Source organism: Chlorogloeopsis sp. ULAP02, from assembly GCF_038404745.2.
In the GTDB taxonomy this organism is placed as follows: Bacteria; Cyanobacteriota; Cyanobacteriia; order Cyanobacteriales; family Nostocaceae; genus Chlorogloeopsis.
The window spans coordinates 1-23,732 of record NZ_JAYKTT020000030.1 but is presented as its reverse complement, the minus strand read 5'-3'; the positions used below and the strand labels follow the sequence as shown (position 1 = coordinate 23,732).

Genomic DNA, 23,732 nt, shown 5'->3' with positions numbered 1-23,732 from the left:
TTGGTGGATAGTAGTCAGTGGATAGTAGATAGTAGTAAATAACTACCCAATAACCAATGCACGGGCGGGTTTTCAAAGCAATCTTTCCAAGATGATGAGATATCTATATAAACCCGCCCCTAATGACTAATAACCAATGATTAATGACTAAAAACCGAATTTTCATTTGCACCTTTTTAGCATTGCTATCAGGCTTTTTAAGTGCTTACATCGGTGGGCAAATTAGCTTAACTTTGCGCAGCCAAAAGTGCCAAAATCAAGCTTGGGGTTTACAGCAGATGTGCAATGCTTGGGAAACACCAGGAGCAATTTGGCAAGGCAGCACTACAGGGCTGTGGACTGGTACTATTTTAGGAGCATTTTTCGGAGGATTATTAACGCGACAAAGAAGAGAGTAGATGTGGGGGCGGGTTTATAAAAATAAATTATCTGTTTAAACCCAAAGATAATCAGTAAAACCCTCCCGTACAATGGTTAGTGGTGCTTTTTCACAATTAACTACTAACTAACTACGTCTAATGTGAATTAGCTAAACTCACTTGAATAATCCAAATATTATGATAATAGCGACCACAGATAAACACAGATGCACACGGATGATTTATCTGTGTTTATCTGTGTCCATCTGTGGTCGATTTTTTAATTTCTCATCCGTCTGTTGAGGCTGTGGGCTTTGAAGGATTGCTTAAAGTAGTCCAAGAATTGGTGCTAGTATCAAAGCAGCGCCAGTTTCCCTCCTCTTCCTGGTAGCAAAATAAACTGCGATCGTCAATATATAAATTATCTGTTAAGAAGTAGATAATACCTCGAAAAGGATAGGTTTTACGGCTTAAACGCTTGGCTACTGCTTGATTGGGGCATTCCACCATGAATACAGGTTGTTCATCTAAATGAGCCAAAGAGAAGATGCACATCCGCAAAATTGCTCGCAACCAGCTTTCTGAGTGTTCAAAATAATCGTCGATGATTTTGTTAGTCAGAGCTTTTTCTAAGGCACGGTCTTTTCTTTGAGGAGTGTGGGGTTCAAACATTGCACCACCTAATGGCTATACCGTTGGATTGAGATTAATCTAAAAGTTTTAAATATACAAGCGTGTAAGCAACAATACGGTAATATTTGAGTTTAGCCCTTTTCGCCGCACAGGAATTCCTTAATGGGAGCTTGCTAGATAATTCGCTACACGGAAAAAATAGTTGCTATTTTGTATCCTGAACCTTGGTAGAATGCAGCATTGACGATCAAAATACATTAGCCATGACTGCTGAAACAAACGAAGTGAAGCAAACAACCAAGGGTGCTGATGCTGTTGATGAAGCGATCGCACAGGGAATTGATTTTGACGGTTCTCCGATTCCCCCTGCCAAACTGGAGCTTTATCACAAAGTCATGGCACTAGAAGCAAACAGACAACGCAGTGGTGTCAGCAATACCATGCGATCGCGGATCGTACGGATTGGAGCAAAACATATTCCTCAAGCAGAACTTGACAAAATGCTGATAGATGCTGGGTTTGCGCCTTTAAAAGATAAAGAAGCTGCCTTTTTCTATGGCGGCAAGTAGGCAACGAATTCAGCAGTCGGTTTTGTAGAGGACGAATTAACCGTAGTGATTTACGGTTAATTCGGCTATTACATATATTTTATCTGTTGACGGAGTTTCCTTTCGCCTTTTTGACTAGTTATTCCAGAAATCTGTGACATCGTACCCCAATTCTGCCAGCATTTGCCGCAGTAAAGGTAAACTCAGTCCAATCACATTACTGTGACAACCTTCTATTTTTTCTACAAATAAACTACCGTAACCTTCAAGAGCAAAAGCTCCGGCACATTTGAGTGGTTCGCCCGTAGCAATGTAGGCATCAATAGCGCGATCGCTCATTGGAGCAAAGTAAACTCTTGTAACTTGGCATCTAACCAGAGTGCGATTTTGAGATAGATCAATTAAAGTATGACCTGTATATAAATCGCCAAAATGATTTCGCATCAACTGCCAGCGCTGACGAGCTTCGGCAGTGTCTTTTGGTTTACCGTGAATCTCACCATTAAGAGCTAAAACGGAGTCACAACCCATTATCAAAACAGAATTAAATTGAGGTGCTACAGTCTGGGCTTTACGTTGGGCTAAAGTTTGCACTAATTGTGCCGGATCGTTAAGTTGTACTTGCGACTCATCAAAATCACTAGGGCAAACTATCGGTTCAATCCCAACAGTTTGCAGCAAGCGTCGTCGCGCTGGAGAAGCTGAGGCGAGAACGAATGTTGTCATGCCCATATGCTAGGAGGGAAAGAGGGGAGACAAGGGGACAAGGAGAGTAATAAACCACTAGCCAGTGTACGGGCGGGTTTAGAAAATAAATCATCAGTTATTGAACGGCAAAGTTATCAACAAAACCACTACCCACCAACCACTAACAAATGACTAATAACCAATGACTAACCACTAACTCTTAACTAATACACTGAAAAAGAATCTACAGATTCTTGAATCATGCCTTTAACTTTCCGCCAGCGTTTTTCTGGAATAGAGGCATTGAAAGTAAAGAGTTTTCCTCTACTAGTGGTGACGCTAGCTAGATTATGCCGTTGTTGTTTGTTGGGGAGGGTGATCAGATATTCTAATATGTAGTAAGTATTACCGTTTAACTCTCTTTGCTCGGCATTGACTAATTCGGCTTGACGACCAGAACCTTCAGGAGCAAGGGCATTTTTCCCCAATTTATATCCTACTTCTGTGGGCGTCCCCAACTCTACCAAAGTTTTACCTTCTGGTACTGGACTAATGACAACAGAGGCATTCTCACTAAACTCTATTAAATCGTGAAAAACTACATCAGGCCCGTTGGCAACTTTAACTTGAACCCAGCCGTTAGGATATGAGAATTGATAGCCATCAGTAGTGTCTACGTAGTCTCTAAGCCCTGCCGCAGCAGCAGTACTGTAATTAGTTAAGCTAAAAGTTAACACTAATAAAAAAATAATTGCAATTTTTTTCCACATTGGTTTTAATTCCTTTAGGCTGGAAGCAATACAAGACAAGCGTAATTTTTCGTTTATCATTGTCCCACGGATGCTGACAACTTACGAACTGCGGTGGTTTTACCCTCGCAAAGCACCAGAAGAAATTCAATTGTGGTTTGAGCAAAATTGTCTTGTTCAGCCGTTACAAGCTCCAGAAACAAGGGAGGATATATATCTTTACTCTCCCGAATCTAAGTTCTTGGGCATTAAACTGCGGCAAGAAAGATTAGAAGTCAAATGGCGTAAAGCAGAATTAGGCACTCTAAATTTTAGTGGCTCGGTAGAAGGCAAAGTGGAAAAATGGGGTAAGTGGTTGTGTTGCGATTCAAAACAAGAAAGTTTTGAGTTGGATCAAGTTGTGAATAACCCTGTCTGGGTAAGCGTTCAAAAAGTTCGTTACTCTCAACTTTACCAAGTCTTACCTGAGTTTTCGCTACAGCCTATGTGCGACGATGAAAATATTGATAACGGTTGCAAGGTTGAACTTACTCATCTAACGATACAAGAGAGCGCTTGGTGGAGCTTAGGGTTTGAAGCGTTTGGTGATAATAGCCGTTTAATGGATAATCTACAAATTACAGCCAACAAAGCATTTAATACTGAATGCGGCTTCAAGTTTCTTGCTGTTGATTCCTATGCTTATCCAAGTTGGTTAACGCGGGTTTATGGTGAATAGTATTTACAGCATCATCAAGAATTAGGCTATATGACTTTTAGACGAGATTGCGATCGCCTATCTCTGCTTTTATACAGATTTTCCAGAGGTGGAAATTAGCTACATTTGCAGGTATAAGACTTATTTATCTATGTATTTTCCCGTCTATGCAGCTAAAGCTTCACAAGGAAATTATCAAAGAAGTTAAAGCGGCACTCGTTATCGATCCGATTGAATCAGCGGAATTAGTAGGACTACATTATGTTAACGATACTAGCCCAGGCATTTGGCGACAGCTTGTGGATGAAGAGTTTTGTTATTTCGATGTCAAAGGCAAAAAAATCTGCGATGAAACGGAATTAACTAGGATTAAAGCTCTTGTAATTCCACCTGCTTGGAGTGAGGTTTGGATTTGTCCTCATTCGCAAGGACATTTACAAGCTACGGGGAGAGATGCAAAGGGGCGGAAGCAGTACCGCTATCATTCTCATTGGCAAAAAATTCGTAGTCAAACTAAATTTACGCGGATGATTGCCTTTGGGCAAGCACTACCGAAGATTCGCCAACGGGCGCAAGAAGATTTGGCACTGCGGGGATTGCCGAAGGAAAAAGTATTGGCAACGGTAGTGAGGCTGATGGAAATTACCAAAATTCGGGTGGGAAATGAAGAATATGCCCAAACGAATAAATCTTTTGGTTTGACGACAATGAGAGACCGCCACGTCGAAATCTCTGGTTCTAAGCTAAGATTTAAATTCCGGGGGAAAAGTGGTGTAGAGCATGATATTGATGTGAGCGATCACTGTTTGGCAAGAATTGTCAAAAATTGTCAATATCTTCCCGGACAAGAATTATTTCAGTATCTTGATGATGACGGACATCGACAAGTGATTGGCTCTAGTGATGTGAATGATTACCTACGCGAAATCACAGGTTTAGATTTCACTGCTAAAGATTTTCGTACGTGGTTTGGTACTGTTTTAGCAGCACAAGAATTATATGATTTAGGGCAAGTTACCTCACAAACCGCAGTCAAGAAAAATATCAGCCAAGCAATTAAAAATGTAGCCCAAGAACTAGGCAATCGTCCGGCAACTTGTCGAAAATATTATGTTCATCCAGCTATTATGGAAGCATATATAGACGGCTTTTTTTTGGCTATGATGGAACAAGAATTAGAGAAAAAACAAGACACATCAAAATTAGAATTGCGTCCAGAAGAACGGGCAGTCTGCAAAATAATAAAACATAATTTATTAATGGAAAATAAATAGTTATTTTTTAAGGACTAATTTTATAGTATCTATTTCTAAAGGTATCTTATTCTATACCTTATTACAGATACACTTATAGCTTTTTAGCACTTAAATTAAACAGAAGATATAAAAGAAAATAAACTCATGTCACAAGAAAGAAATCTTGAGGAAAATTTACTATCTCAAGCAGCAGAAAACACACTATTCAGTCAGTTAGATGGAGCAGAAACAATAGAAGTAGATGTACAAACAGATTTGCTAAAAATAATTCAAGGGCAAGCAGATACTGTTTCTTTATCTGGAGAAGGGCTGGAAATACAAGGTGTTCGTATACAAGAAATAGAGGTACAAACAGATAAAATTGCTATCAATCCTCTCAGCGCGATTTTCGGTCAAATTGAACTTAATCAACCTGTCAAGACTGCTGCTCGTATAATACTCACAGAAGCAGACATTAATCGTGCGCTTATATCAGACTATATCCGCAGTAAAATACAAAGCTTTGATTTAAATGTAGACGGTGAAATTGTCAGTTTAAAACCACAAAAGATACAAATTTATTTACCTGATAATAACAAAATTAAATTTAATGGAACGGTAGTCATACATGAAAAGGATAATACTCGCCAAATAGGTTTTACAGCAGTGGTTAGCCCACGTACTATAGACAAACCTATCCTCATGGAAAGTTTCAATTGCGACCAGGGAGAAGGTATTTCTCTAGATATGATTGTGTCCTTAATGAACAAAGTCAAAGAACTGGTTAACTTACCATATTTTGAGTTTGATAATACGAAATTCAGTTTGAGAAATATGGAAGTAAAAAAGGGTAATATGATACTTTTGGTAGAAGCTAATGTGAAACAAATTCCTACGCTATAACAAGTATTTATTGACTGCTGTGACAACAACGGAATAAAATATACAGTTTAAAAATTTAGTCAGCAATTTAGTTAGCTTTTTACTGATAGTTTGGAGTTTACTAATTATCAAACTCCAATATATAACATAGACGTAGGGTGTGTTAGCGAAGCGTAACCAACCTTCCGATGTCTTTGTGCGTTAGAACAGAGTTCGTGACGCACCCTAACTATACTACATATACTTAGATTTTTTCAAATTCCGCTCTTGCTTAGACAAAGCCCTTCTTGTTGGTACTTCCTACAGGATAGATAGTTACTGTGCGTCTACTGTCATCTATCCTCTGCTTTTAGTTTATTAAAAGAGTTATTAAGTTTTTATAACTGATGAGTGATGTTGTAATTTTAACGGACTTCTAATATTAGAAAAGCATTTATTTCCACAATTGCCACTATGCAAGAGTACGATGTTGTAATTATTGGTGCAGGACACAATGGATTAGTTTGTGCTGCCTACTTACTAAAAGCAGGATATAGTGTTCTCCTATTGGAAAAGCGTTCTGTTCCTGGAGGTGCGGCAACTACCGAAGAATGCTTACCTCAAGAAGCACCAGGATTTCAATTTAACTTGTGTGCCATTGACCACGAATTTATTCACCTTGGGCCAGTAGTCCAAGAGTTAGAATTGGAAAAATATGGTCTGGAATATCTCGAATGTGATCCAGTAGTATTTTGTCCCCATCCCGATGGTAAATATTTCTTAGGTTATAAGTCTTTGGAAAAGACTTGTGCTGGAATCGCCCGTTACAATGAGCGTGATGCTAAAAAATATGCAGAATTTACTGATTATTGGCAACGGGCATTGGGCGCAATGATTCCTATGTTCAACGCACCACCAAAGTCAGTTTTAGACATCTTAGGTAATTATGACGTCACCAAAATCAAAGACTTGTTCTCGGTAATAGGTTCTCCTAACAAGACACTAGACTTTGTTCGCAATATGTTAACTAGCGCTGAGGATCTTCTGAACGAGTGGTTTGATGAAGAATTCCTTAAAGCCCCCCTAGCAAGACTGGCTTCCGAACTTGGTGCGCCACCTTCGCAAAAAACCATCGCTATTGGTGCGATAATGATGGCGATGCGTCACAACCCCGGTATGGCAAGACCTCGTGGTGGTACTGGGGCTTTAGTTCAAGCTTTGGTAAATTTAGTGACAAGTAAAGGTGGTGTAATCTTAACCGATCAGCACGTAAGTAAAGTTTTGATTGATAGTGGGCGTGCTGTTGGTGTGCGGGTGGCAAATGGTAAAGAATACAGAGCTAAATATGGTGTTATTTCTAATATTGATGCCAAGCGGGTATTCTTGCAATTGATAGATAAAGGTGATATAGATGCAGTTGATACAGAGTTACGGGAAAGATTAGAACGCCGCATTGTTAACAACAACGAAACTATTCTCAAGATAGACTTGGCTTTAGACGAAGTACCGCGTTTTGAACGCTACGAACATAGAAATGAGTATTTGATCGGCTCTGTTTTAATTGCAGACTCGGTTGCTCACGTAGAACAAGCTCATAGCAAATGTACCTTAGGAGAGATTCCCGATTCTGATCCGTCAATGTACGTGGTAGTGCCAACTGTGTTAGATCCGTCGATGGCACCTCCAGGCAAACATACAGTGTGGATTGAATTTTTCTCTCCTTATCAAATAGCTGGTGCAGAAGGTACAGGATTAAACGGTACAGGTTGGACAGACGAACTGAAAAACAAAGTTGCTGATAGGGTAGTAGATAAGTTGGCAGAGTATGCACCAAATTTAAAAAATTCAATTATTGCCCGTCGCGTCGAAAGCCCGGCAGAATTGGGAGAAAGACTGGGTGCATATAAGGGAAATTACTACCATGTTGACATGACTCTGGATCAGATGGTCTTTTTCCGTCCCCTACCAGAAATTGCCAACTACAAAACACCGATTGAGAATTTATTCTTGACTGGTGCAGGGACACATCCGGGTGGTTCCATTTCTGGAATGCCAGGGCGTAATTGTGCGCGGGTATTTTTACAGAGTAAGCATCCTATTGCTCAGACTTTGAAAGATGCACGTGATTCAATTAAGTCGACAGTTGAGTCTGTATTTGGGATGAATAAATAAGGAGTTGTCCACAGACTGATAGTCTGTGGCTATACAAACATAGACGCCAAAGAAGGCTTCTTGTTCGCATAGCCTGCCTATGCAGCTTTATAACTAGTTCCCAGTCTAGAGACTGGGAACTAAGTATCTTAGCATCCTGCTACAGACTGATCACAGATAATAATTAAATTAAAGAAATGCCGAATATGTGATTATAACTAGCGAAAGAGTTTTATTCCCTACTTTGTTTTTAACATCGGGAAAGATATGCCCATTTCCCAATTTGTAATTATGGAAGCGTATGATGTTGTAATTATTGGCGCTGGACATAATGGCTTAGTTTGTGCTGCCTATCTCCTCAATGCTGGTTATAGTGTCTTGCTTTTAGAAGCGCGATCGCTTCCCGGTGGTGGTGCCACTACTGAAGAACTTTTGCCTCAAGAAGCACCTGGGTTTAAATTCAACCCCTGCGCAATTAATCACTTGTTTATTTTCCTGGGTTCAGTCATTCAAGAATTAGAATTACACAAGTACGGCTTGGAATATCTTGTCTGCGATCCGGTTGTTTTTTGTCCTCACCCAGATGGGAAGTATTTCTTAGCTCATAAATCGGTTGAAAAAACTTGTGCAGAAATTGCCCGTTATCATCAACGTGATGCTCAAAAATATGCTGAATATATCGACTTTTGGCAGCGCTTTGTGACGTCAGTCACTCCCTTTTTCAATGCACCACCTAAATCTATCGTTGATGCTGCTGGAAATTACAACCTCAAAAATCTTCAAGATTTGTTTTCGATATTGGGGGGTACTAACACAACTTTAGATTTAATTCGTACCTTACTAAGCAGTGCTACTGATCATATCAACGAGTATTTTGATTCTGAATTTCTCAAAGCACCTCTGGCTCGATTATCAGCAGAACTAAGTTCGCCTCCCTCACAAAAAGCCATGTCCTTTGGAGCGATGATGTTGGCATTGCGCCATTCCCCTGGTATGGCACGTCCTCGTGGTGGTTCTGGCGCACTCACCGATGCTTTAGTAAATTGTGTGAAAAGTAAAGGTGGTACAATCCTAACTAACCAAAATGTAGAGAAAATATTAGTTGATGATGGTAAAGCTGTCGGTGTAAGAGTTACTGGTGGAAAAGAATATCGCACCACAAAAGGTGTAATTTCTAACATTGATGCTAAACGATTGTTTTTGCAACTAATAAATAGTGATGATGTGGATAGCAGCGATCGCAATTTACGAGAAAGATTAGAACGCCGCATTGTCAACAATAACGAAACAATTCTTAAAATTGATTGTGCCTTATCTGAACCATTGCACTTTGAATATCATCAACATAAAGATGAATACTTAATTGGTTCTATTCTGATTGCCGATTCTGTCAATCATGTAGAGCAAGCTCACAGTGAAATTACTTTAGGAAAAATTCCTGATGATAATCCTTCAATGTACTTAGTAATGCCTACTGGACTCGACCCCTCAATGGCTCCTCAAGGTAAGCATACATTATGGATAGAGTTTTTTGCCCCTTATCAAATCGCTGGTGCAGAAGGTACAGGATTAAATAGTACAGGTTGGACAGATGAGCTGAAAAACAAAGTTGCAGACAGAGTATTAGATAAGCTAGCCCAGTATTCGCCCAATGTCAAACATTCAATTATTGCCCGCCATGTTGAAAGCCCTGCTGAATTAGGAGAACGTTTGGGAAGTTATAAGGGTAATTACTACCACATCGACATGACTTTAGAACAAATGATGTGCTTTCGTCCTTTGCCAGAATTGGCTAACTATACAACTCCGATTGAAAATTTATATCTGACTGGTGCAGGAACTCATCCGGGTGGCTCAATTTCTGGAATGCCAGGGCGCAATTGTGCGCGGGTATTTTTGCATCACCAGAAACCTTTAGCACAGACATTGAAAGAAGCAGGCAGTTCCATTAAATCTACTATTGGATCTATTTTTCAAGGTGAATGATGTCTAAGCCTGATATGGAAGTGGTAATTGCATCGAACTCCTAAGTCTCTACGCCTGAAACTACTATCTACCAAATGTGCAACCCCAAAAGTCTTATTTTCTAAATAAACTACGTCATACCTACTAGCGATGACACTCATAAGGGAAAATTGATGTAATAAAGCTGCTGTTGGCAATGCTGGAGAAATGACAGATAGGGTTTTAATTCTTGGAGGAAGGGGGCGGATCGGTAGTAGTGTTGCTCAGGATTTAGTTACCCATACACAAGCACAAGTAATTATAACTGGACGCACTCCTACAACTGGTCTGCAAGCAGGCTTGCAACTCAGTTCGCGAGTCGAGTTTTTAATATTGGATTTGGCTGATGTGGAAAAATTAGAGGAGGCGATCGCTTCTTCTAATTTAGTCGTTCACTGTGCGGGGCCTTTTCATCACCGAGATGCTAATGTTTTAAAAATCTGCATAGAAAAAGGCGTTAATTACATAGATGTCAGTGACCATCGTTCGTTTACTAGCAAGGCTCTAGAATATCATGAGCAAGCTACTGCTGCGGGTGTAACAGCTGTGGTTAATACGGGTATTTTCCCCGGTATTTCTAATAGTATGGTTCGTCATGATGTTGAGCAATTTGATGCACCAGAAAAGATTCATTTGAGTTATTTAGTGTCTGGCTCTGGTGGCGCTGGCATTACAGTCATGCGGACAACATTTTTAGGTTTGCAAAATCCTTTTGAAGCTTGGATAAATGGTAAATGGGAAACAGTAAAGCCTTATAGTGAACGCGAAGCTGTTGACTTTCCACCACCCTATGGACGTAGTGGAGTTTACTGGTTTGATATGCCCGAAACCTTCACCCTACCCCATGCCTTCCCAGGAATCAAAACCGTTATTACCAAATTTGGTTCTGTTCCTGATTTTTACAATCATCTCACTTGGATAGCGGCTCATGTCTTTCCTAAATCGTGGATCAAAAATCCTAAGGGTGTAGAATTTTTGTCTCATGTCAGCCATTTTATGACAGATGTTAGCGATCGCTTCACAGGTATTGGGGTAGCAGTCCGTTCGGAAGTTACAGGACAAAAAGACGGTAAAAAATTTGCTTATTGTTCAACTTTAGTACATAAAAATACTGCTGCTGCTGCTGGTTGCGGTACTGGTACTATCGGTCAATTGCTACTAGAAGGTAAACTTAAAAAACCAGGAGTTTGGCCGGTTGAAGAAGCGCTGTCAACAGATTTATTTGCAGAAGCGATGCAAAGCCGAGGGATAAAAATTCAGCAAGGATGGATAGAAAAGTTTACCGAATAATATTAAAACTCTAGCACTCATTCTATATTTCAAACTAATCGACCACAGATAAACACTGATAAACACCGATAAAATCTGTGTCCATCTGTGTCCATCTGTGGTTGTAATTAACTTATATCCTGATTTCTCTCTCAAATTAGGGCGGTCGCACAAGTAAAATAAATATCTGTAAAGAATAAGAAGATAGCTAGGTAGTCAACTATTATGTTCTCGCAAGCTGACTTTCTTCAATACGCTCTATGGTCGGGTATTGCTACGTTGGTATTTGCTGCTGTGGCTGTCTTGGGTTTTATTTTAAAATGGGGTATCCGCTTTCGGTTAGTAGGTACGACGGGTTTTATGTTGGTACTGACAGCCGGTTTATTTGCCCTTTCACTAGCTCCTTTGACTCGTACTGTCATCCCCGGTGCAGTGCGATACAGCTTAGTTTATGACAATGGAGCAACACAAGCAGTAATTACCATCTCTCCCCAAATTACCCCAACAGAACTAGAAGCAACTTTACGCCAAGCAGCCAGCGATTTATATTCTTATGGACGCTTGGGTAAACCAGGAGAAAACTTTTTGACAATTCGCGCCCGTACTGTTCTCCATCCACAGCCAGGAACTTCTGTACCCTTCTACTTGGGACAAGTGAAGCGATCGCTTGCTAATCGCGAGGATGAGCAGATGGCAATTGAAATTTACCAAGATAAATTTGCCCAACTGCTGAAAGCTAGCGCTTGAGGAGGAAACGGGGACACGGGAATATGGGGAAAAAGGACACACCAGACACACCAGACAAGGATTTTTCTAATCTTTCACTCTCCCACTCTACCCCTCTGCCACTCTCCGCGTCCCCGCCTCTGGTACTCTCCGCGTCTTCACTAGCGCTTAACGCGGAATTCTACTCAAGGCACGCCAAGTACTCTCATCAACAATACCTGTATTAGGTAAGTTATGACGTCTTTGCCAGCTTTGCAACGCTGCTTCTGTTAGCTCTCCAAAGTCACCGTCAACATATCCGACATAATCTTGCATTGATTTCAATAAACGCTGCAACCTCTTAACTAAGTCTCCTTTGCAGCCTTTTCCTAATTCTGGTAGCCCCACAGGCATACCCATATACAAAGCGTGCCAAGTTTTTTCTGAAACAATACCATCTTCTGCTAAAAAAACCCGGCGTTGGTATTCTTTTACGCTTCCTTCTGTAACTTTATCAAAGTTGCCGTCAATAACTCCTGTGTAAATACCCCACCTAGTTAAAAGCTTTTGTAACTCCTCCACCACCTCACCCTTGGAACCTAGCCGCAGCTCTGGTTTGTTAAACTGTGCCTGTGCTATCTCAGGCACGGTGTTGCTGCTATCACTTGTCCATTGCATATTCCTACTCCTTAGGAGCGGTGTTTATTGCTTCTAGTCTAGTTTTGAAATACTGAATCTGACATCAGCAAGCAGAATGATTTAATAAGTAAAGTCCCTGATATCAAGATTCTATAATTTATTTTGTGTTAGGCAATACATTATTTATTATTTTTTGGTTAAGATATTAGTCTAGTTATGCAACTATTAAAATCAAACTGAGCAGTTGTGAGGTTTATTAGGAAAAAGTTTGCCAAAATACCTGGAAATGATACGTTAATTAATTAGTTATATGCCTAATCAATTTACGGAAAAGTTGTCTACTCAAACTCTTACTAGTTTACTTCCGCTCACGGTAGCACCAGCAAAAGTTATCCGTGGCTCTCAGATTTTAACGCAGGTATCTGATGCAATTGCTCGCTTGGGTAACCGTCCTCTAATTGTGGGAGGCGATCGCACATTAAAAGTCACCCAATCCTATTTACAGCCAGTTTTGGAACGGCAGCAGTTACAATCAGCCCAAGCATCTTATACTCCTAATTGTAGTGAGGCTAGCCTCAAAGCTTTACAGAAGGCGGCAAAAGAACATAAAGCCGATGTGATTATCGGTGTAGGTGGCGGGAAAGCACTGGATACAGCAAAATTACTCGCGCAGCAATTGCAAATACCAGTGGTGACAATTCCAACTTCAGCAGCTACCTGTGCTGCTTGGACTGCTCTCTCAAATGTGTATTCTGATGAGGGAGCATTTTTGTATGATGTAGCATTGGCTCGCTGCCCCGATTTACTTATCCTCGATTATGATTTGATTCAAACTGCACCACAGCGGACTTTAGTTGCAGGTATTGGAGATGCGATCGCCAAATGGTACGAAGCCTCCGTTAGCAGCGGACATTCGGAACAAACTTTAATTATTGCCGCCGTGCAACAAGCGCGAGTCTTGCGCGATATCCTTTTCCAAAAATCTGCTGCTGCCCTGCAACAACCAGGAAGCGAAGTTTGGCGAGAAGTTGTAGACGCTACTGTGTTACTAGCAGGAGTGATTGGTGGTATCGGTGGTGCTCAATGTCGTACCGTTGCTGCTCATGCTGTACACAATGGTTTAACGCACATTTGTGGAAGTGGCAGCATTCATGGTGAAAAAGTTGCCTATGGGATCTTGGTACAACTGCGTTTAGAAGAAATGATTCAAGGCAATCAGCTAGCAGCATCTGCTAGACAACAGTTGTTGAAATTCTACTCAGAAATTGGATTACCACAAAAACTAGGCGATTTAGGACTAGGTAATGTCACTTTAAGTGAACTGCAAACCGCCGCGGAAATTGCTCTGGCTCCTAACTCTGATCTCCACAGACTACCGTTTCAGGTGGTTATGGAACAGTTGATGGCAGCAATGGTTTCTACAACTGCACCAGTAGAAGGAAATCGCAATCAGTTGGGTTTAACACCCGCTGTCAAAGAAGAAATAGATCAATGATGAATTATGAATGCTAAATGATGAAGTATTTTCATCATTTATCAAAATCTGAATAATTCGTAATTTTTGCCATTTTATAATTCATAATTTTCCGATGAACTTGGATTGGATCGCCCCGGCTGAACGCATAAAAAAACTACCTGCCTATCCATTTGCCCGCTTGGATGAACTTAAACACAAGGCGCAGGAGCAAGGACTAGATTTAATAGATTTGGGTATGGGTAACCCCGATGGGGCGACACCACAACCAGTGATTGAAGCCGCAATCAAAGCTTTACAAAATCCTGCTAACCACGGTTATCCTCCCTTTGAAGGTACAGCTAGTTTCCGCCATGCCGTTACCAGTTGGTATCATCGCCGCTATGAAGTAGTTTTAGATCCAGATAGCGAAGCTCTGCCACTATTGGGTTCTAAGGAAGGATTAGGACATTTAGCACTGGCATATATTAATCCTGGTGATGTGGTTTTAGTACCTTCTCCATCCTATCCTGTTCATTTTCGCGGCCCCTTGATTGCGGGAGGAAATGTCTACAGTTTAATTTTAAAACCAGAAAATAACTGGTTAATTGATTTAGCACAAATTCCTGATGCTGTTGCTGAACAAGCAAAAATTCTTTATTTTAACTATCCCAGCAATCCCACTGCCGCTACTGCACCTCGCGAATTTTTTGAAGAAATTGTCGCTTTTGCTAAAAAATATGAAATATTGCTTGTACATGATTTATGTTACGCCGAATTAGCTTTTGATGGCTATCAACCGACAAGCTTACTGGAAATTCCTGGTGCTAAAGATATTGGCGTTGAGTTTCATACCATGTCCAAAACCTATAACATGGCTGGTTGGCGGGTTGGGTTTGTAGTTGGCAACCGCCATGTCATTCAAGGTTTACGGACACTGAAAACAAATCTAGATTACGGTATTTTTGCAGCCTTACAAGCAGCAGCAGAAACTGCTTTGCAATTGCCAGATTCTTATTTACAAGAAGTGCAAACTCGCTACTGCACTCGCCGCGATTTTCTCATTCAAGGGCTGGCGCAGTTGGGTTGGAATATTCCCACAACTAAGGCAACGATGTATTTATGGGTTCCTTGTTCTGTAGGTATGAGTTCCACAGATTTTGCCCTTTGGGTATTGCAGCAAACGGGTGTAGTTGTTACTCCAGGTAATGCTTTTGGTGTTGGTGGTGAAGGATACGTGCGCATTAGTTTAATTGCAGATTGCGATCGCTTGGGGGAAGTTCTGCACAGATTTAAACAAGCTGGTATTCGCTATCAAGCAGAAGCTGTTGTCTCTGGTTCACAATAGAGAAGACGTCTCTATTATCTGCTTGTCTTTGATGCAAACCTTCTCTGTTATCCCCAATGCGATCGCCGCTGGCTTTCATGCCTTATCTGAACCATTACGGATTAAGGTATTAGAATTGCTGCGAGAACGCGAACTGTGTGTATGTGATTTGTGCGAGACATTGGGGGTAAGTCAATCAAAACTATCTTTTCACCTCAAAACCTTGAAAGAAGCTGGTTTAGTCATCGCCCGTCAGGAAGGACGTTGGATTTATTACAGCCTGAATGCACCTCAGTTTGTTGTGCTTGAGCAGTATTTGGCAGAATATCGTCGCTTGAGCCACATTCTACCAGCCTGCTCTTGTCAAGATTCATAATATATCAATTTTTTTTGATACTTTTTGTAAAAATTTAGTTTATTTGTATTTGACAAATCAACTTTTTTTGAAATGATAGAAGCATAACTACTATACACACCATGAGGTAATGTCAGTGAGCGCAGCACCAAAGAAATTAGCTCTTGCGCTTGGGGTGTTGGTATTGGCAACGAGTTGCACAACAAACTCCAACACATCTACACAAACTCAGCAGCCGCAAAAGGTAACTGAAGTCAGTAATGCCGAAACAGTTAAGACTGTAAATGTTGATGGCTCTAGTACTGTTTATCCCATTACGCAGGCGATCGCTAAAGAATTTCAAACAAATTCTCAAAATAAATCTAACCAAGCCCAAGTTAAAGTTAACTTTTCTGGTACTAGTGGTGGATTTGAAAAATTCTGTACCGGGCAAACCGATATTAGTAATGCCTCACGACCGATTTTAAAGGCGGAGATGGATAAATGTAACAAAAATAACGTTAGATTTATTGAACTTCCAGTTGCCTTTGATGCTCTTACCATCGCTGTTCACCCACAAAACAATTGGGCGCAGGATATTACCGTCGTCGAATTGAAAAAAATGTGGGAACCCGCAGCCCAAAATAAAATTACCCGTTGGAACCAAGTACGTTCATCTTGGCCTGATCGTCCATTAAAATTGTATGGGGCTGGAGATAAATCTGGTACATTTGACTACTTTACAGAAGCAGTAGTTGGTAAACCTGGAGATAGTCGCACTGACTATACAGCTAGTGAAGATGATGAAGTATTAGTAAATGGTATCAGTAAAGACCCAAATGCTTTGGGTTACTTCGGTTTCGCTTACTTTGAAGAAAACCAAAATAAATTAAAAGCATTAGCTGTTAACAACGGACAAGGAGCTGTCTCGCCATCGCGGCAAACAGTAGAAAAAAATACGTATCAGCCTTTTTCTCGACCATTATTTATCTATGTAAATGCTCAATCTGCTCAAAATAAAGCAGCAGTCAAAAATTTCGTTGATTTCTACATTGAAAAAGCACCAACGATAGTAAGTTCCATAGGCTACGTACCTTTATCGGAAGAAGGGTATCACCTCACTAAAGTTCACTTCAATAGAGGCAAAGTAGGAACAGTTTTTGAAGGAGAAGCACAGATAAACCTGACTCTTGGAGAGTTGTTACGCAAACAAGCAAAGTTTTAGCGATTGACTTTTGAAATCAGAACTATATCGATGCCAAAAAATCATTCGCAAACCAATACAGATCGGGTGCAAGCTGGGAGTAAGCTGAGTTTTTTTGAAAAATATCTTACCCTGTGGGTGTTTTTGTGTATTTTGGTAGGCATTGCCCTGGGTAGATTCTTCCCTGGAGTAGCGGTGGCACTGGATGCAATGAGTGTGTATCAAGTATCCATTCCGATCGCAGTCTGTTTGTTTTTCATGATGTACCCCATTATGGTAAAGATTGACTTCACCCAAGCTGCGAACGCGATCCGCGCCCCCAAACCCGTCATTCTCACTTTAGTAGTGAACTGGTTAATTAAGCCATTTACGATGGTGGCATTTGCCCAGTTTTTCTTAGGATGGTTATTTCGTCCTTTAATTGCTGGTAGTGAAATCATTCGCGGTACTGAAGTGACACTAGCTAATTCCTACATTGCTGGTACTATTTTGCTGGGAATTGCACCCTGTACTGCAATGGTGCTGATGTGGGGGTATCTTTCCTATGGCAACCAAGGACACACTTTGGTCATGGTAGCAGTGAATTCTCTGGCGATGCTGTTTTTGTATGCTCCGTTGGGTAGATGGTTATTAGCAGCGAATGATTTAACAGTACCTTGGCAAACAATTGTTTTGTCAGTTCTGATTTATGTCGGTTTACCTTTGGTGGCGGGAATGTACAGCCGTTACTGGATTTTCAAACACAAAGGTAGAGAGTGGTTTGAAAGACGATTTTTGAAGTATCTAAGTCCGGTTGCCATTACCGCTCTATTGTTAACTTTGGTACTGCTATTTGCATTTAAAGGTGAACTAATAGTTAACAATCCCTTGCACATCTTGTTAATTGCTGTGCCGTTGTTTATCCAAACTAATTTTATTTTCTTGATTAGTTATGTAGCAGCATTAGAGCTAAATCTGTCTTATGAAGATGCCGCACCTGCTGCATTAATTGGGGCTAGCAATCATTTTGAAGTTGCAATTGCCACCGCTGTCATGCTGTTTGGTTTAAATTCGGGTGCAGCACTTGCCACAGTAGTAGGGGTTTTAATCGAAGTGCCAGTCATGTTGATGCTGGTAGAGTATTGTAAGCGCACGGCAGCTTGGTTTCCACGAGAACCAGAAAAAGCGACTTTAAGAGATCCGCGCTGTATTAGTCCATTCAAATAATATTATCTAAGATTATCCCGTATTCATTGTTTACTGCAAAATTTCTACCGCTCCAGGACTTACGCAAAAACTCTCTCAAACTCTTATTTCTTTATATTCTTTGTGTCCTTTGTGGTTTACTTTTCGTTACTGCTGCAAAATTTCTACCGCTCGTGTAACACCATCTTCCGAGCGGATTTTTTTACCGATCGCGCTTTGTCAGAACAGCAAATTAATGCGTCTGCATAGGGAGAGCCAAAGCATTTCGCAAAGCTTCTATTCGCTCAGGCACCAAACGATAGAAAATCCAGGTGCCACGTCGTTCTTTTTGTAATAAACCCGCTTCGTACAGCACCTTCAAATGATGACTAACAGTAGGCTGAGATAGTCCTAAAGGTTCTGTTAACTGACAAACGCAGGCTTCTTTTGCGGGTTGAGCAGCGATTAAACTGAGCACCTGCAATCGGGCAGGCTCTCCCAAAACTTTAAATATCGCTGCCATTTGCGCTGCTTGCTCGGAATCAATTGCTCCTGAAAGCAGCGACGGACAACAACTGGAAATTTGTTGAGTTAATTTCATATTTATATATTGACATTCATCAATATGTTCTGGCAATATATTGATATAGGTAAATATTGATGTTAATCAATATAAGTCAAAAAGGAGCAAAATGATATGGCTACTCTGAAAACTCATGTGGCTTTGAAAGTTACAAATCTAGAAAAGTCGATTGAATTCTATCAAGCGATGTTTGGCGTAGAACCGATGAAACATAAAGTTGACTATGCCAAGTTTGATATTGCCAGCCCACCGTTAAATCTGACGCTCAACTTGGCTACGAGCGTGGTTTCTGGAGGTGCATTGTCTCACTTAGGGGTGCAGGTTGAGAGCACAGAAGATGTAAAAGCTGCAATTAAGCGGTTTGGGGATGCAGGCTTGAATTTATTTACAGAGGAAAATACCGATTGCTGTTATGCCTTGCAAGACAAGGTATGGGTAACCGATCCAGATGGGAATCAATGGGAAGTGTTTGTAGTGAAAGTTGCAGATACAACACCTGAGCAAAATCTGAGTACTACAGTTAATTCTGATGATGCTAGTGCAGTTGCCACAGCTTTGAAAAAACCGTGTTGCGCGTAAACTACCCTTAGCTCGACATGGCGACTTTTCGGTGGTTTTGTGAAACGCTGAACATAAAAGCCTGCTTTACATATTCGCAGGCTTTTTTAATTGGCAAATTTTGAATCTCCGCGTCTTTGTGTCCCAATCTCAATCTCCGTCTCCACCTTTCCATGCGATCGCTTTTGTTGGTTGAGGATCGGGTAGCTTGAGCGATACTAATCCTGCTGCCAATACAAAAAACATAGAAGTCCACAGACAGCCAATAAGCCCAAATAGCTGATAAACCAATCCTGATAAGACTGTGCCGATTAATCTTCCGCCAGAGTTAGCCATGTAGTAAAAGCCTACATTGAGTGCCACTTTGTCGTCATCCGTAAAGGCAAGCACCAAATAAGAATGAACGGCAGAATTGAAAGCAAAGACAATACCAAAGATAATTAACCCAACAACAATCACGGTATTAGGGGGTGCGCCTAACTGCAAAGCCAGAGCGATCGCTGCTGGAACTACAGTTAAAGTAAATGTCCAAAACTGAATCGTTTTCGCTTGAGGAGGACGATTAGAACCAAAACGTTGGATTAAAGTTGGAGCCAAAAATTGAATAACACCATAGCCAATCACCCAGCAAGCCAGAAATCCTCCTACCTCATAGAAAGACCAGTTTAAAACACTCCGCAGAAAAACAGGTAATCCCACGACAAACCAAACATCCCTAGAACCGAATAGAAAGAAACGAGCAGCAGAAAGAATATTGATTTCTCTACTCTTAGAAAAGAGTTGGGTAAACTTAACCTTAGCTTTGATTTTGCCCATACCCTTTGGCAGCATTAACCCTGAGAACATCAGCAGGAATAATCCACCTGCCATAATCAACAAAGAATTCACAAAACCAACAGAAGCTAACAATGCGCTACCAATAAAGAAGCCAACTCCTTTGAGAGCATTCTTAGATCCTGTCAGTATTGCTACCCACTTGAACAAAGAAGACTGAGCATTTTGAGGTACAACTAACCGAATGGCACTCTTGGAACTCATTTTAGTTAAGTCTTTCGCAATACCTGAGAAAGCCTGTGCCACCATCACATACAAAACTGCAAACCACTGCGCCCAATTTGGATTGAGCAGCGCCAGCATTACTAGAGCAAAAACTTGCAATCCTATTCCTGAATAGAGTGTTACCTTCAACCCCAATTGGGAACCAATCCAGCCACCTAAAAAGTTAGTGACAACTCCAAAAATCTCGTAAAACAAGAACAGAAAAGCGATTTGCAGAGGTGTATAACCAATGTTGTTGAAATAAAGCAACACTAGCATTCGCAGAGCACCATCAGTGATGGTGAACCCCCAATAAGCAAGCGTTACCAGCACGTAATTCTTGAAATTCGCGCTTGAGGCAGTAGAAATAGCCATAATTGAGAATATTTACAGTGAAGAGTAAAGATTTAGATTCAATTCAAGCTCAGAGCAACCTTACGAGCTAATTCCATCATGCGATTGACATAACCCCACTCATTGTCATACCAAGCCAGGATTTTCACTTGGGTTTGGTCTATCACCATAGTGGAAAGCGCATCGACAATAGAAGAGCGAGGATCGTCTTTATAGTCCACAGAAACTAAAGGAAGTTCTTCGTAGCCTAAAATGCCTTGAAGTGAAGTTTGTGCAGCTGTCTTGAAAAGACTATTGATTTCTTCTACAGAAGTAGGTTTTGCTACCTCAAATACACAGTCAGTCAAGGAAGCATTTAGTAAGGGTACTCTCACAGCTAATCCATTTAACTTGCCGTTGAGTTCTGGGTAAATCAGCCCAATTGCTGTTGCAGAGCCTGTTGTTGTTGGAATCAAAGATAAACTATTAGCCCTAGCTCGTCGTAAGTCTTTGTGAGGTGCATCTACAACAGTTTGAGTGTTCGTTGCATCATGAATTGTAGTAATTAACCCATGACGAATACCCAATCCTTCATGAATTACTTTGACTATCGGAGCAAGGCAATTAGTGGTACAAGAAGCTGCTGTCAAAAGATGGTGTTCTTGTGGGTTATAGAGATAATCGTTTACACCCATGACAACATTCAAAGCACCTTGTTTGACTGGCGCAGCCACAATTACTTTACGTACACCTTGCTTGAAGTAAGGAGCAAGTGATTCCGGAGTTCGGAATTTACCGGAGCATTCTAAGACCACATCAACGCCGAATTCTTCCCAAGGTACTTCACCAGGATTGGAATATTCACTGAAACTCAGATATTTTCCTTCGATACAAATCTGATCTCCTTCAGCTTCTACATCCATTCCCCAACGCCCATGAACCGAATCAAACTTGAGCAGATGCGCTGCTGTGACTGGCCCGCCTTTAATTTCGTTGATGTGAACAAATTCTATTTCTGGCCATCCCCAAGCAGCTCGCAAACCCAAGCGCCCCATTCTGCCAAAGCCATTAATACCTACGCGAATCCTCATATTTATACTTCCGCTCAAAATTTGTAGGTGTATAAATCTATCATTTCAAAAAAACTTGATTTGTCAACCCAATCACGGCTAAGATAATCACTATCACCCGTAACAAATTATTTAGTTGCTGCTAGATTTCTGGCGGTAAAGTGTTTTTGGTATGCAATTTTTGATTGCAAATTATTGATTCAGATAATAAATTAATAATTGAAAGTCACAAGTATTCAATTACTAACATTAAATAAAATTATGAAAAGAGTCATGTTTGTTTGTAAGAGAAACTCCGGCCGCTCCCAAATAGCAGAGGGATTTGCAAAAATATTGGGTGAGGGAAAAATTGCTGTTGTGAGTTCTGGTTTAGAAGCTTCTCAAGTAGATCAGCTTGCCGTTCAGGTGATGTCAGAAGTGGGTATTGATATCAGTAATCAAACTTCTAAGCCTTTAAGCAATTTTCAACCAGAAGATTTTGATGCAGTAATTTCTTTATGTGGTTGTGGAGTGAATTTACCAGAAGAATGGGTAATCAGAGAAGTATTTGAAGATTGGCAACTTGAAGATCCAAAGGGAGAATCAATTGAAATATTTCGTCGTGTTCGCGATCAAGTCAAAGAACGAGTTGTGAAATTAATCGCATCACTTAGTTAAGTTAAAGATTTTAATGGAACTCTTACTGAACTCTTACTAATGACTAATGACCAATAACTAATGACGACCTTAATTGTGTAAGATGGGTACTTTTAAGCTTTTGTTCAAACCTTTATTTTTAAGTTACTAGCAGTGTCCACCCTAAGGTTATTAAGAATGGTACGAGTCTAAATATACCTCTTTGGTCAGTCTTTCTTGCGGTACAAGACGAAAGCCTAACAATAGTGCAATTTATAAAGTAGTAGAGCAATTATGAATTATGAATACTGCTGAACGTCTTGCTACTCTTAACCGCATTCGCAAACTTAGCCGCTTGATGGATACATCTATACGTATTCCAGTAATTGGTTTTCGCTTTGGACTAGATCCAATTATTGGTTTAATTCCAGGTGCTGGCGATTTAATCAGTACAGGCTTTTCAGCTTATATTATTTATTTAGCTACTCGTCTTGGTATACCGCGCCAAGACTTAAAGCAAATGATATTTAACGTTGCTTTAGAAACAGCAGTTGGTGCGGTACCTTTTGTAGGTGATTTGTTTGATGCGTTTTATAAATCTAATATTCGCAATTTGGCTATTTTGGAGAAGCATTTGGTGGTAGTTGAGCCAGAGATATCCGAGCAAACAGAAGTATCTGAGGTTGCTACTCCTGTTAGTGTTTCTTAAAAATTAAAAGAAAACAAAAGCAATATTAACTTAATTTACTTGTTTAACAAATTTGAATTTCATCAAGTTGGTTAATTATCACATTAGCACCTGAAACGTTATCTGACTTACCTGTCCAAGTTATACCAATACAACCAGCAGCTTTGGCCTTACGTGCCATTTGCATATCACCCACTGAGTCTCCTACCATGAGTGTGGCTAATGGCTCAACTCCCAGTCTTTCACAAGCCTGCAAAAATAGTATTGGATCTGGTTTACTTGGGCCTTCATCTACTCCCATTTCTAGTTGAATATAATTACTCAATTGGTGAGTTGCTACAAATTCACGTACTTCAGTAGTCGTTGCTGCCGAAAGAATACCAAGTTTAAGCCCAGCTTCCGACAAGTTCTTCAAGACTTCCAAACTACCGACAAAAAGAGGTGAAGGGGTTTTGCCAATATACTTTTCTGCTTCTTCTAGGGCTTGACGCGACATTTGTAATGACTCGAACCAACTCTTTCCTGTTTCGGCAATATATGCAGCAGCAGCAACTTCTGTTTCGCGACGACTTGCTACCGCGATCAAACCCGCAGGATCGAGGTTATTACCATTAACGCCAAAAGCCATTAACAATGGTTCTCCAATTCCGGGAACTTGTGCATCTAAAAGTCGTGCTGCTTTTTGGGCAAGCGATCGCAAATAAGCCTCAGAGTCTTCTAAAGTACCGTTTTTGTCAAACAAAATAGCTTGAATATTTGAGAATGTTACGTTTCTGCACTTAATAGATACCAAGATATTACTCCTTATAAATTTATTTTGGATTAGTT

25 protein-coding genes are annotated in these 23,732 nt (G+C 40.5%); 17 read left to right on the top strand and 8 right to left on the bottom strand.

Features of this window, described 5'->3' with window-relative positions:
• Window positions 1-143 precede the first annotated feature (143 nt).
• Entirely contained in the window at window positions 144-398 is a 255-nt protein-coding gene (locus U2718_RS13345) for a hypothetical protein (protein ID WP_342000288.1), read from the top strand.
• Window positions 399-647: 249 nt separating this feature from the next.
• Here the strand turns inward: U2718_RS13345 and U2718_RS13340 are convergent, their stop codons facing one another.
• Window positions 648-1,031: a hypothetical protein gene (locus tag U2718_RS13340; RefSeq protein ID WP_342000287.1), complete on the bottom strand. Its 384-nt coding sequence runs from the start codon at window positions 1,029-1,031 to the stop codon at window positions 648-650.
• Window positions 1,032-1,255: 224 nt separating this feature from the next.
• Here U2718_RS13340 and U2718_RS13335 point away from each other — a divergent pair, with 224 nt between their 5' ends.
• Window positions 1,256-1,561, top strand: coding sequence for a DUF4090 family protein (locus U2718_RS13335; protein ID WP_342000286.1), 306 nt, complete (start codon window positions 1,256-1,258; stop codon window positions 1,559-1,561).
• 114 nt (window positions 1,562-1,675) lie between these two features.
• On the opposite strand, the gene U2718_RS13330 is transcribed toward U2718_RS13335, so the two are convergent.
• Together U2718_RS13330 and psbP are read right to left on the bottom strand one after the other, a co-directional pair.
• Window positions 1,676-2,272, bottom strand: coding sequence for a nucleoside triphosphate pyrophosphatase (locus U2718_RS13330; protein WP_342000285.1), 597 nt, complete (start codon window positions 2,270-2,272; stop codon window positions 1,676-1,678).
• Between the two features lie 179 nt (window positions 2,273-2,451).
• A complete protein-coding gene (gene psbP / locus U2718_RS13325; protein WP_342000284.1) occupies window positions 2,452-2,997 on the bottom strand; it encodes a photosystem II reaction center PsbP in 546 nt (181 codons plus the stop codon).
• 70 nt (window positions 2,998-3,067) lie between these two features.
• On the opposite strand from psbP, the gene U2718_RS13320 reads away from it, so the two are divergent.
• The 7 genes from U2718_RS13320 (at window position 3,068) to U2718_RS13290 (ending at window position 11,940) form a co-directional block, all read left to right on the top strand.
• Window positions 3,068-3,694, top strand: a complete 627-nt coding sequence (locus U2718_RS13320) for a hypothetical protein (protein ID WP_342000283.1) — start codon at window positions 3,068-3,070, stop codon at window positions 3,692-3,694.
• Between the two features lie 146 nt (window positions 3,695-3,840).
• Entirely contained in the window at window positions 3,841-4,947 is a 1,107-nt protein-coding gene (locus U2718_RS13315; RefSeq protein ID WP_342000282.1) for a DNA topoisomerase IB, read from the top strand.
• Window positions 4,948-5,073: 126 nt separating this feature from the next.
• A complete protein-coding gene (locus tag U2718_RS13310) occupies window positions 5,074-5,811 on the top strand; it encodes a DUF2993 domain-containing protein (protein WP_342000281.1) in 738 nt (245 codons plus the stop codon).
• A 399-nt stretch (window positions 5,812-6,210) separates the two neighbouring features.
• Window positions 6,211-7,941 (top strand): beta-carotene ketolase CrtO, encoded by a 1,731-nt coding sequence (crtO, locus tag U2718_RS13305; RefSeq protein ID WP_342000531.1) that lies wholly within the window; start codon window positions 6,211-6,213, stop codon window positions 7,939-7,941.
• A gap of 270 nt (window positions 7,942-8,211) precedes the next feature.
• Window positions 8,212-9,906 carry a beta-carotene ketolase CrtO gene (gene crtO / locus U2718_RS13300; protein ID WP_342000528.1) on the top strand — a complete coding sequence of 565 codons (1,695 nt, stop codon included), beginning with the start codon at window positions 8,212-8,214 and terminating at the stop codon, window positions 9,904-9,906.
• A 186-nt stretch (window positions 9,907-10,092) separates the two neighbouring features.
• Window positions 10,093-11,214, top strand: a complete 1,122-nt coding sequence (locus tag U2718_RS13295) for a saccharopine dehydrogenase family protein (RefSeq protein WP_342000280.1) — start codon at window positions 10,093-10,095, stop codon at window positions 11,212-11,214.
• 204 nt (window positions 11,215-11,418) lie between these two features.
• On the top strand, window positions 11,419-11,940 hold the full coding sequence (locus tag U2718_RS13290; RefSeq protein WP_342000279.1) for a Ycf51 family protein: 522 nt from the start codon (window positions 11,419-11,421) through the stop codon (window positions 11,938-11,940).
• A 147-nt stretch (window positions 11,941-12,087) separates the two neighbouring features.
• Here the strand turns inward: U2718_RS13290 and U2718_RS13285 are convergent, their stop codons facing one another.
• Window positions 12,088-12,576, bottom strand: coding sequence for a peptidoglycan-binding protein (locus tag U2718_RS13285; protein WP_342000278.1), 489 nt, complete (start codon window positions 12,574-12,576; stop codon window positions 12,088-12,090).
• Between the two features lie 271 nt (window positions 12,577-12,847).
• Here U2718_RS13285 and U2718_RS13280 point away from each other — a divergent pair, with 271 nt between their 5' ends.
• The 5 genes from U2718_RS13280 to arsB all read left to right on the top strand — a co-directional run bounded on the left by U2718_RS13280 (window position 12,848) and on the right by arsB (window position 18,061).
• Entirely contained in the window at window positions 12,848-14,032 is a 1,185-nt protein-coding gene (locus tag U2718_RS13280; RefSeq protein WP_342000277.1) for an iron-containing alcohol dehydrogenase family protein, read from the top strand.
• Between the two features lie 94 nt (window positions 14,033-14,126).
• The gene (locus U2718_RS13275; protein ID WP_342000275.1) at window positions 14,127-15,338 is read left to right on the top strand and encodes an aspartate aminotransferase; all 1,212 of its coding nucleotides are present in this window, start codon (window positions 14,127-14,129) and stop codon (window positions 15,336-15,338) included.
• A gap of 31 nt (window positions 15,339-15,369) precedes the next feature.
• The gene (locus U2718_RS13270; RefSeq protein WP_342000274.1) at window positions 15,370-15,693 is read left to right on the top strand and encodes a metalloregulator ArsR/SmtB family transcription factor; all 324 of its coding nucleotides are present in this window, start codon (window positions 15,370-15,372) and stop codon (window positions 15,691-15,693) included.
• A 109-nt stretch (window positions 15,694-15,802) separates the two neighbouring features.
• Window positions 15,803-16,876 (top strand): PstS family phosphate ABC transporter substrate-binding protein, encoded by a 1,074-nt coding sequence (locus U2718_RS13265; RefSeq protein WP_342000273.1) that lies wholly within the window; start codon window positions 15,803-15,805, stop codon window positions 16,874-16,876.
• Window positions 16,877-16,906: 30 nt separating this feature from the next.
• The gene (arsB, locus tag U2718_RS13260) at window positions 16,907-18,061 is read left to right on the top strand and encodes an ACR3 family arsenite efflux transporter (protein WP_342000272.1); all 1,155 of its coding nucleotides are present in this window, start codon (window positions 16,907-16,909) and stop codon (window positions 18,059-18,061) included.
• A 211-nt stretch (window positions 18,062-18,272) separates the two neighbouring features.
• On the opposite strand, the gene U2718_RS13255 is transcribed toward arsB, so the two are convergent.
• Window positions 18,273-18,620: a metalloregulator ArsR/SmtB family transcription factor gene (locus U2718_RS13255; protein WP_342000270.1), complete on the bottom strand. Its 348-nt coding sequence runs from the start codon at window positions 18,618-18,620 to the stop codon at window positions 18,273-18,275.
• 96 nt (window positions 18,621-18,716) lie between these two features.
• Here U2718_RS13255 and U2718_RS13250 point away from each other — a divergent pair, with 96 nt between their 5' ends.
• Window positions 18,717-19,181 carry an ArsI/CadI family heavy metal resistance metalloenzyme gene (locus tag U2718_RS13250; protein ID WP_342000269.1) on the top strand — a complete coding sequence of 155 codons (465 nt, stop codon included), beginning with the start codon at window positions 18,717-18,719 and terminating at the stop codon, window positions 19,179-19,181.
• Window positions 19,182-19,310: 129 nt separating this feature from the next.
• On the opposite strand, the gene arsJ is transcribed toward U2718_RS13250, so the two are convergent.
• Complete coding sequence (gene arsJ / locus U2718_RS13245) at window positions 19,311-20,573, bottom strand: organoarsenical effux MFS transporter ArsJ (RefSeq protein ID WP_342000267.1); 1,263 nt, start codon at window positions 20,571-20,573, stop codon at window positions 19,311-19,313.
• A 38-nt stretch (window positions 20,574-20,611) separates the two neighbouring features.
• Window positions 20,612-21,622, bottom strand: coding sequence for an ArsJ-associated glyceraldehyde-3-phosphate dehydrogenase (locus tag U2718_RS13240; RefSeq protein WP_342000266.1), 1,011 nt, complete (start codon window positions 21,620-21,622; stop codon window positions 20,612-20,614).
• 240 nt (window positions 21,623-21,862) lie between these two features.
• On the opposite strand from U2718_RS13240, the gene arsC reads away from it, so the two are divergent.
• Window positions 21,863-22,258: an arsenate reductase, glutathione/glutaredoxin type gene (arsC, locus tag U2718_RS13235; protein WP_342000265.1), complete on the top strand. Its 396-nt coding sequence runs from the start codon at window positions 21,863-21,865 to the stop codon at window positions 22,256-22,258.
• A gap of 259 nt (window positions 22,259-22,517) precedes the next feature.
• Entirely contained in the window at window positions 22,518-22,925 is a 408-nt protein-coding gene (locus U2718_RS13230) for a DUF4112 domain-containing protein (protein ID WP_342000263.1), read from the top strand.
• A gap of 43 nt (window positions 22,926-22,968) precedes the next feature.
• On the opposite strand, the gene U2718_RS13225 is transcribed toward U2718_RS13230, so the two are convergent.
• Window positions 22,969-23,697 (bottom strand): HAD family hydrolase, encoded by a 729-nt coding sequence (locus U2718_RS13225; RefSeq protein WP_342000261.1) that lies wholly within the window; start codon window positions 23,695-23,697, stop codon window positions 22,969-22,971.
• Between the last annotated feature and the right edge of the window lie 35 nt (window positions 23,698-23,732).

Bases quoted from the DNA above. Each gene is read 5' to 3' on its own strand.
- U2718_RS13330 (WP_342000285.1), bottom strand. From the start codon at position 2,272: ATGGGCATGACAACATTCGTTCTCGCCTCAGCTTCTCCAGCGCGACGA.
- arsJ (WP_342000267.1), bottom strand. From the start codon at position 20,573: ATGGCTATTTCTACTGCCTCAAGCGCGAATTTCAAGAATTACGTGCTG.
- psbP (WP_342000284.1), bottom strand. From the start codon at position 2,997: ATGTGGAAAAAAATTGCAATTATTTTTTTATTAGTGTTAACTTTTAGC.
- U2718_RS13335 (WP_342000286.1), top strand. From the start codon at position 1,256: ATGACTGCTGAAACAAACGAAGTGAAGCAAACAACCAAGGGTGCTGAT.
- U2718_RS13310 (WP_342000281.1), top strand. From the start codon at position 5,074: ATGTCACAAGAAAGAAATCTTGAGGAAAATTTACTATCTCAAGCAGCA.
- U2718_RS13240 (WP_342000266.1), bottom strand. From the start codon at position 21,622: ATGAGGATTCGCGTAGGTATTAATGGCTTTGGCAGAATGGGGCGCTTG.
- U2718_RS13290 (WP_342000279.1), top strand. From the start codon at position 11,419: ATGTTCTCGCAAGCTGACTTTCTTCAATACGCTCTATGGTCGGGTATT.
- U2718_RS13265 (WP_342000273.1), top strand. From the start codon at position 15,803: ATGTCAGTGAGCGCAGCACCAAAGAAATTAGCTCTTGCGCTTGGGGTG.
- U2718_RS13230 (WP_342000263.1), top strand. From the start codon at position 22,518: ATGAATACTGCTGAACGTCTTGCTACTCTTAACCGCATTCGCAAACTT.
- U2718_RS13340 (WP_342000287.1), bottom strand. From the start codon at position 1,031: ATGTTTGAACCCCACACTCCTCAAAGAAAAGACCGTGCCTTAGAAAAA.
- U2718_RS13270 (WP_342000274.1), top strand. From the start codon at position 15,370: ATGCAAACCTTCTCTGTTATCCCCAATGCGATCGCCGCTGGCTTTCAT.
- crtO (WP_342000528.1), top strand. From the start codon at position 8,212: ATGGAAGCGTATGATGTTGTAATTATTGGCGCTGGACATAATGGCTTA.
- U2718_RS13295 (WP_342000280.1), top strand. From the start codon at position 10,093: ATGACAGATAGGGTTTTAATTCTTGGAGGAAGGGGGCGGATCGGTAGT.
- U2718_RS13285 (WP_342000278.1), bottom strand. From the start codon at position 12,576: ATGCAATGGACAAGTGATAGCAGCAACACCGTGCCTGAGATAGCACAG.
- U2718_RS13250 (WP_342000269.1), top strand. From the start codon at position 18,717: ATGGCTACTCTGAAAACTCATGTGGCTTTGAAAGTTACAAATCTAGAA.
- U2718_RS13255 (WP_342000270.1), bottom strand. From the start codon at position 18,620: ATGAAATTAACTCAACAAATTTCCAGTTGTTGTCCGTCGCTGCTTTCA.
- arsB (WP_342000272.1), top strand. From the start codon at position 16,907: ATGCCAAAAAATCATTCGCAAACCAATACAGATCGGGTGCAAGCTGGG.
- U2718_RS13280 (WP_342000277.1), top strand. From the start codon at position 12,848: ATGCCTAATCAATTTACGGAAAAGTTGTCTACTCAAACTCTTACTAGT.
- U2718_RS13320 (WP_342000283.1), top strand. From the start codon at position 3,068: ATGCTGACAACTTACGAACTGCGGTGGTTTTACCCTCGCAAAGCACCA.
- U2718_RS13345 (WP_342000288.1), top strand. From the start codon at position 144: ATGACTAAAAACCGAATTTTCATTTGCACCTTTTTAGCATTGCTATCA.
- U2718_RS13315 (WP_342000282.1), top strand. From the start codon at position 3,841: ATGCAGCTAAAGCTTCACAAGGAAATTATCAAAGAAGTTAAAGCGGCA.
- U2718_RS13275 (WP_342000275.1), top strand. From the start codon at position 14,127: ATGAACTTGGATTGGATCGCCCCGGCTGAACGCATAAAAAAACTACCT.
- arsC (WP_342000265.1), top strand. From the start codon at position 21,863: ATGAAAAGAGTCATGTTTGTTTGTAAGAGAAACTCCGGCCGCTCCCAA.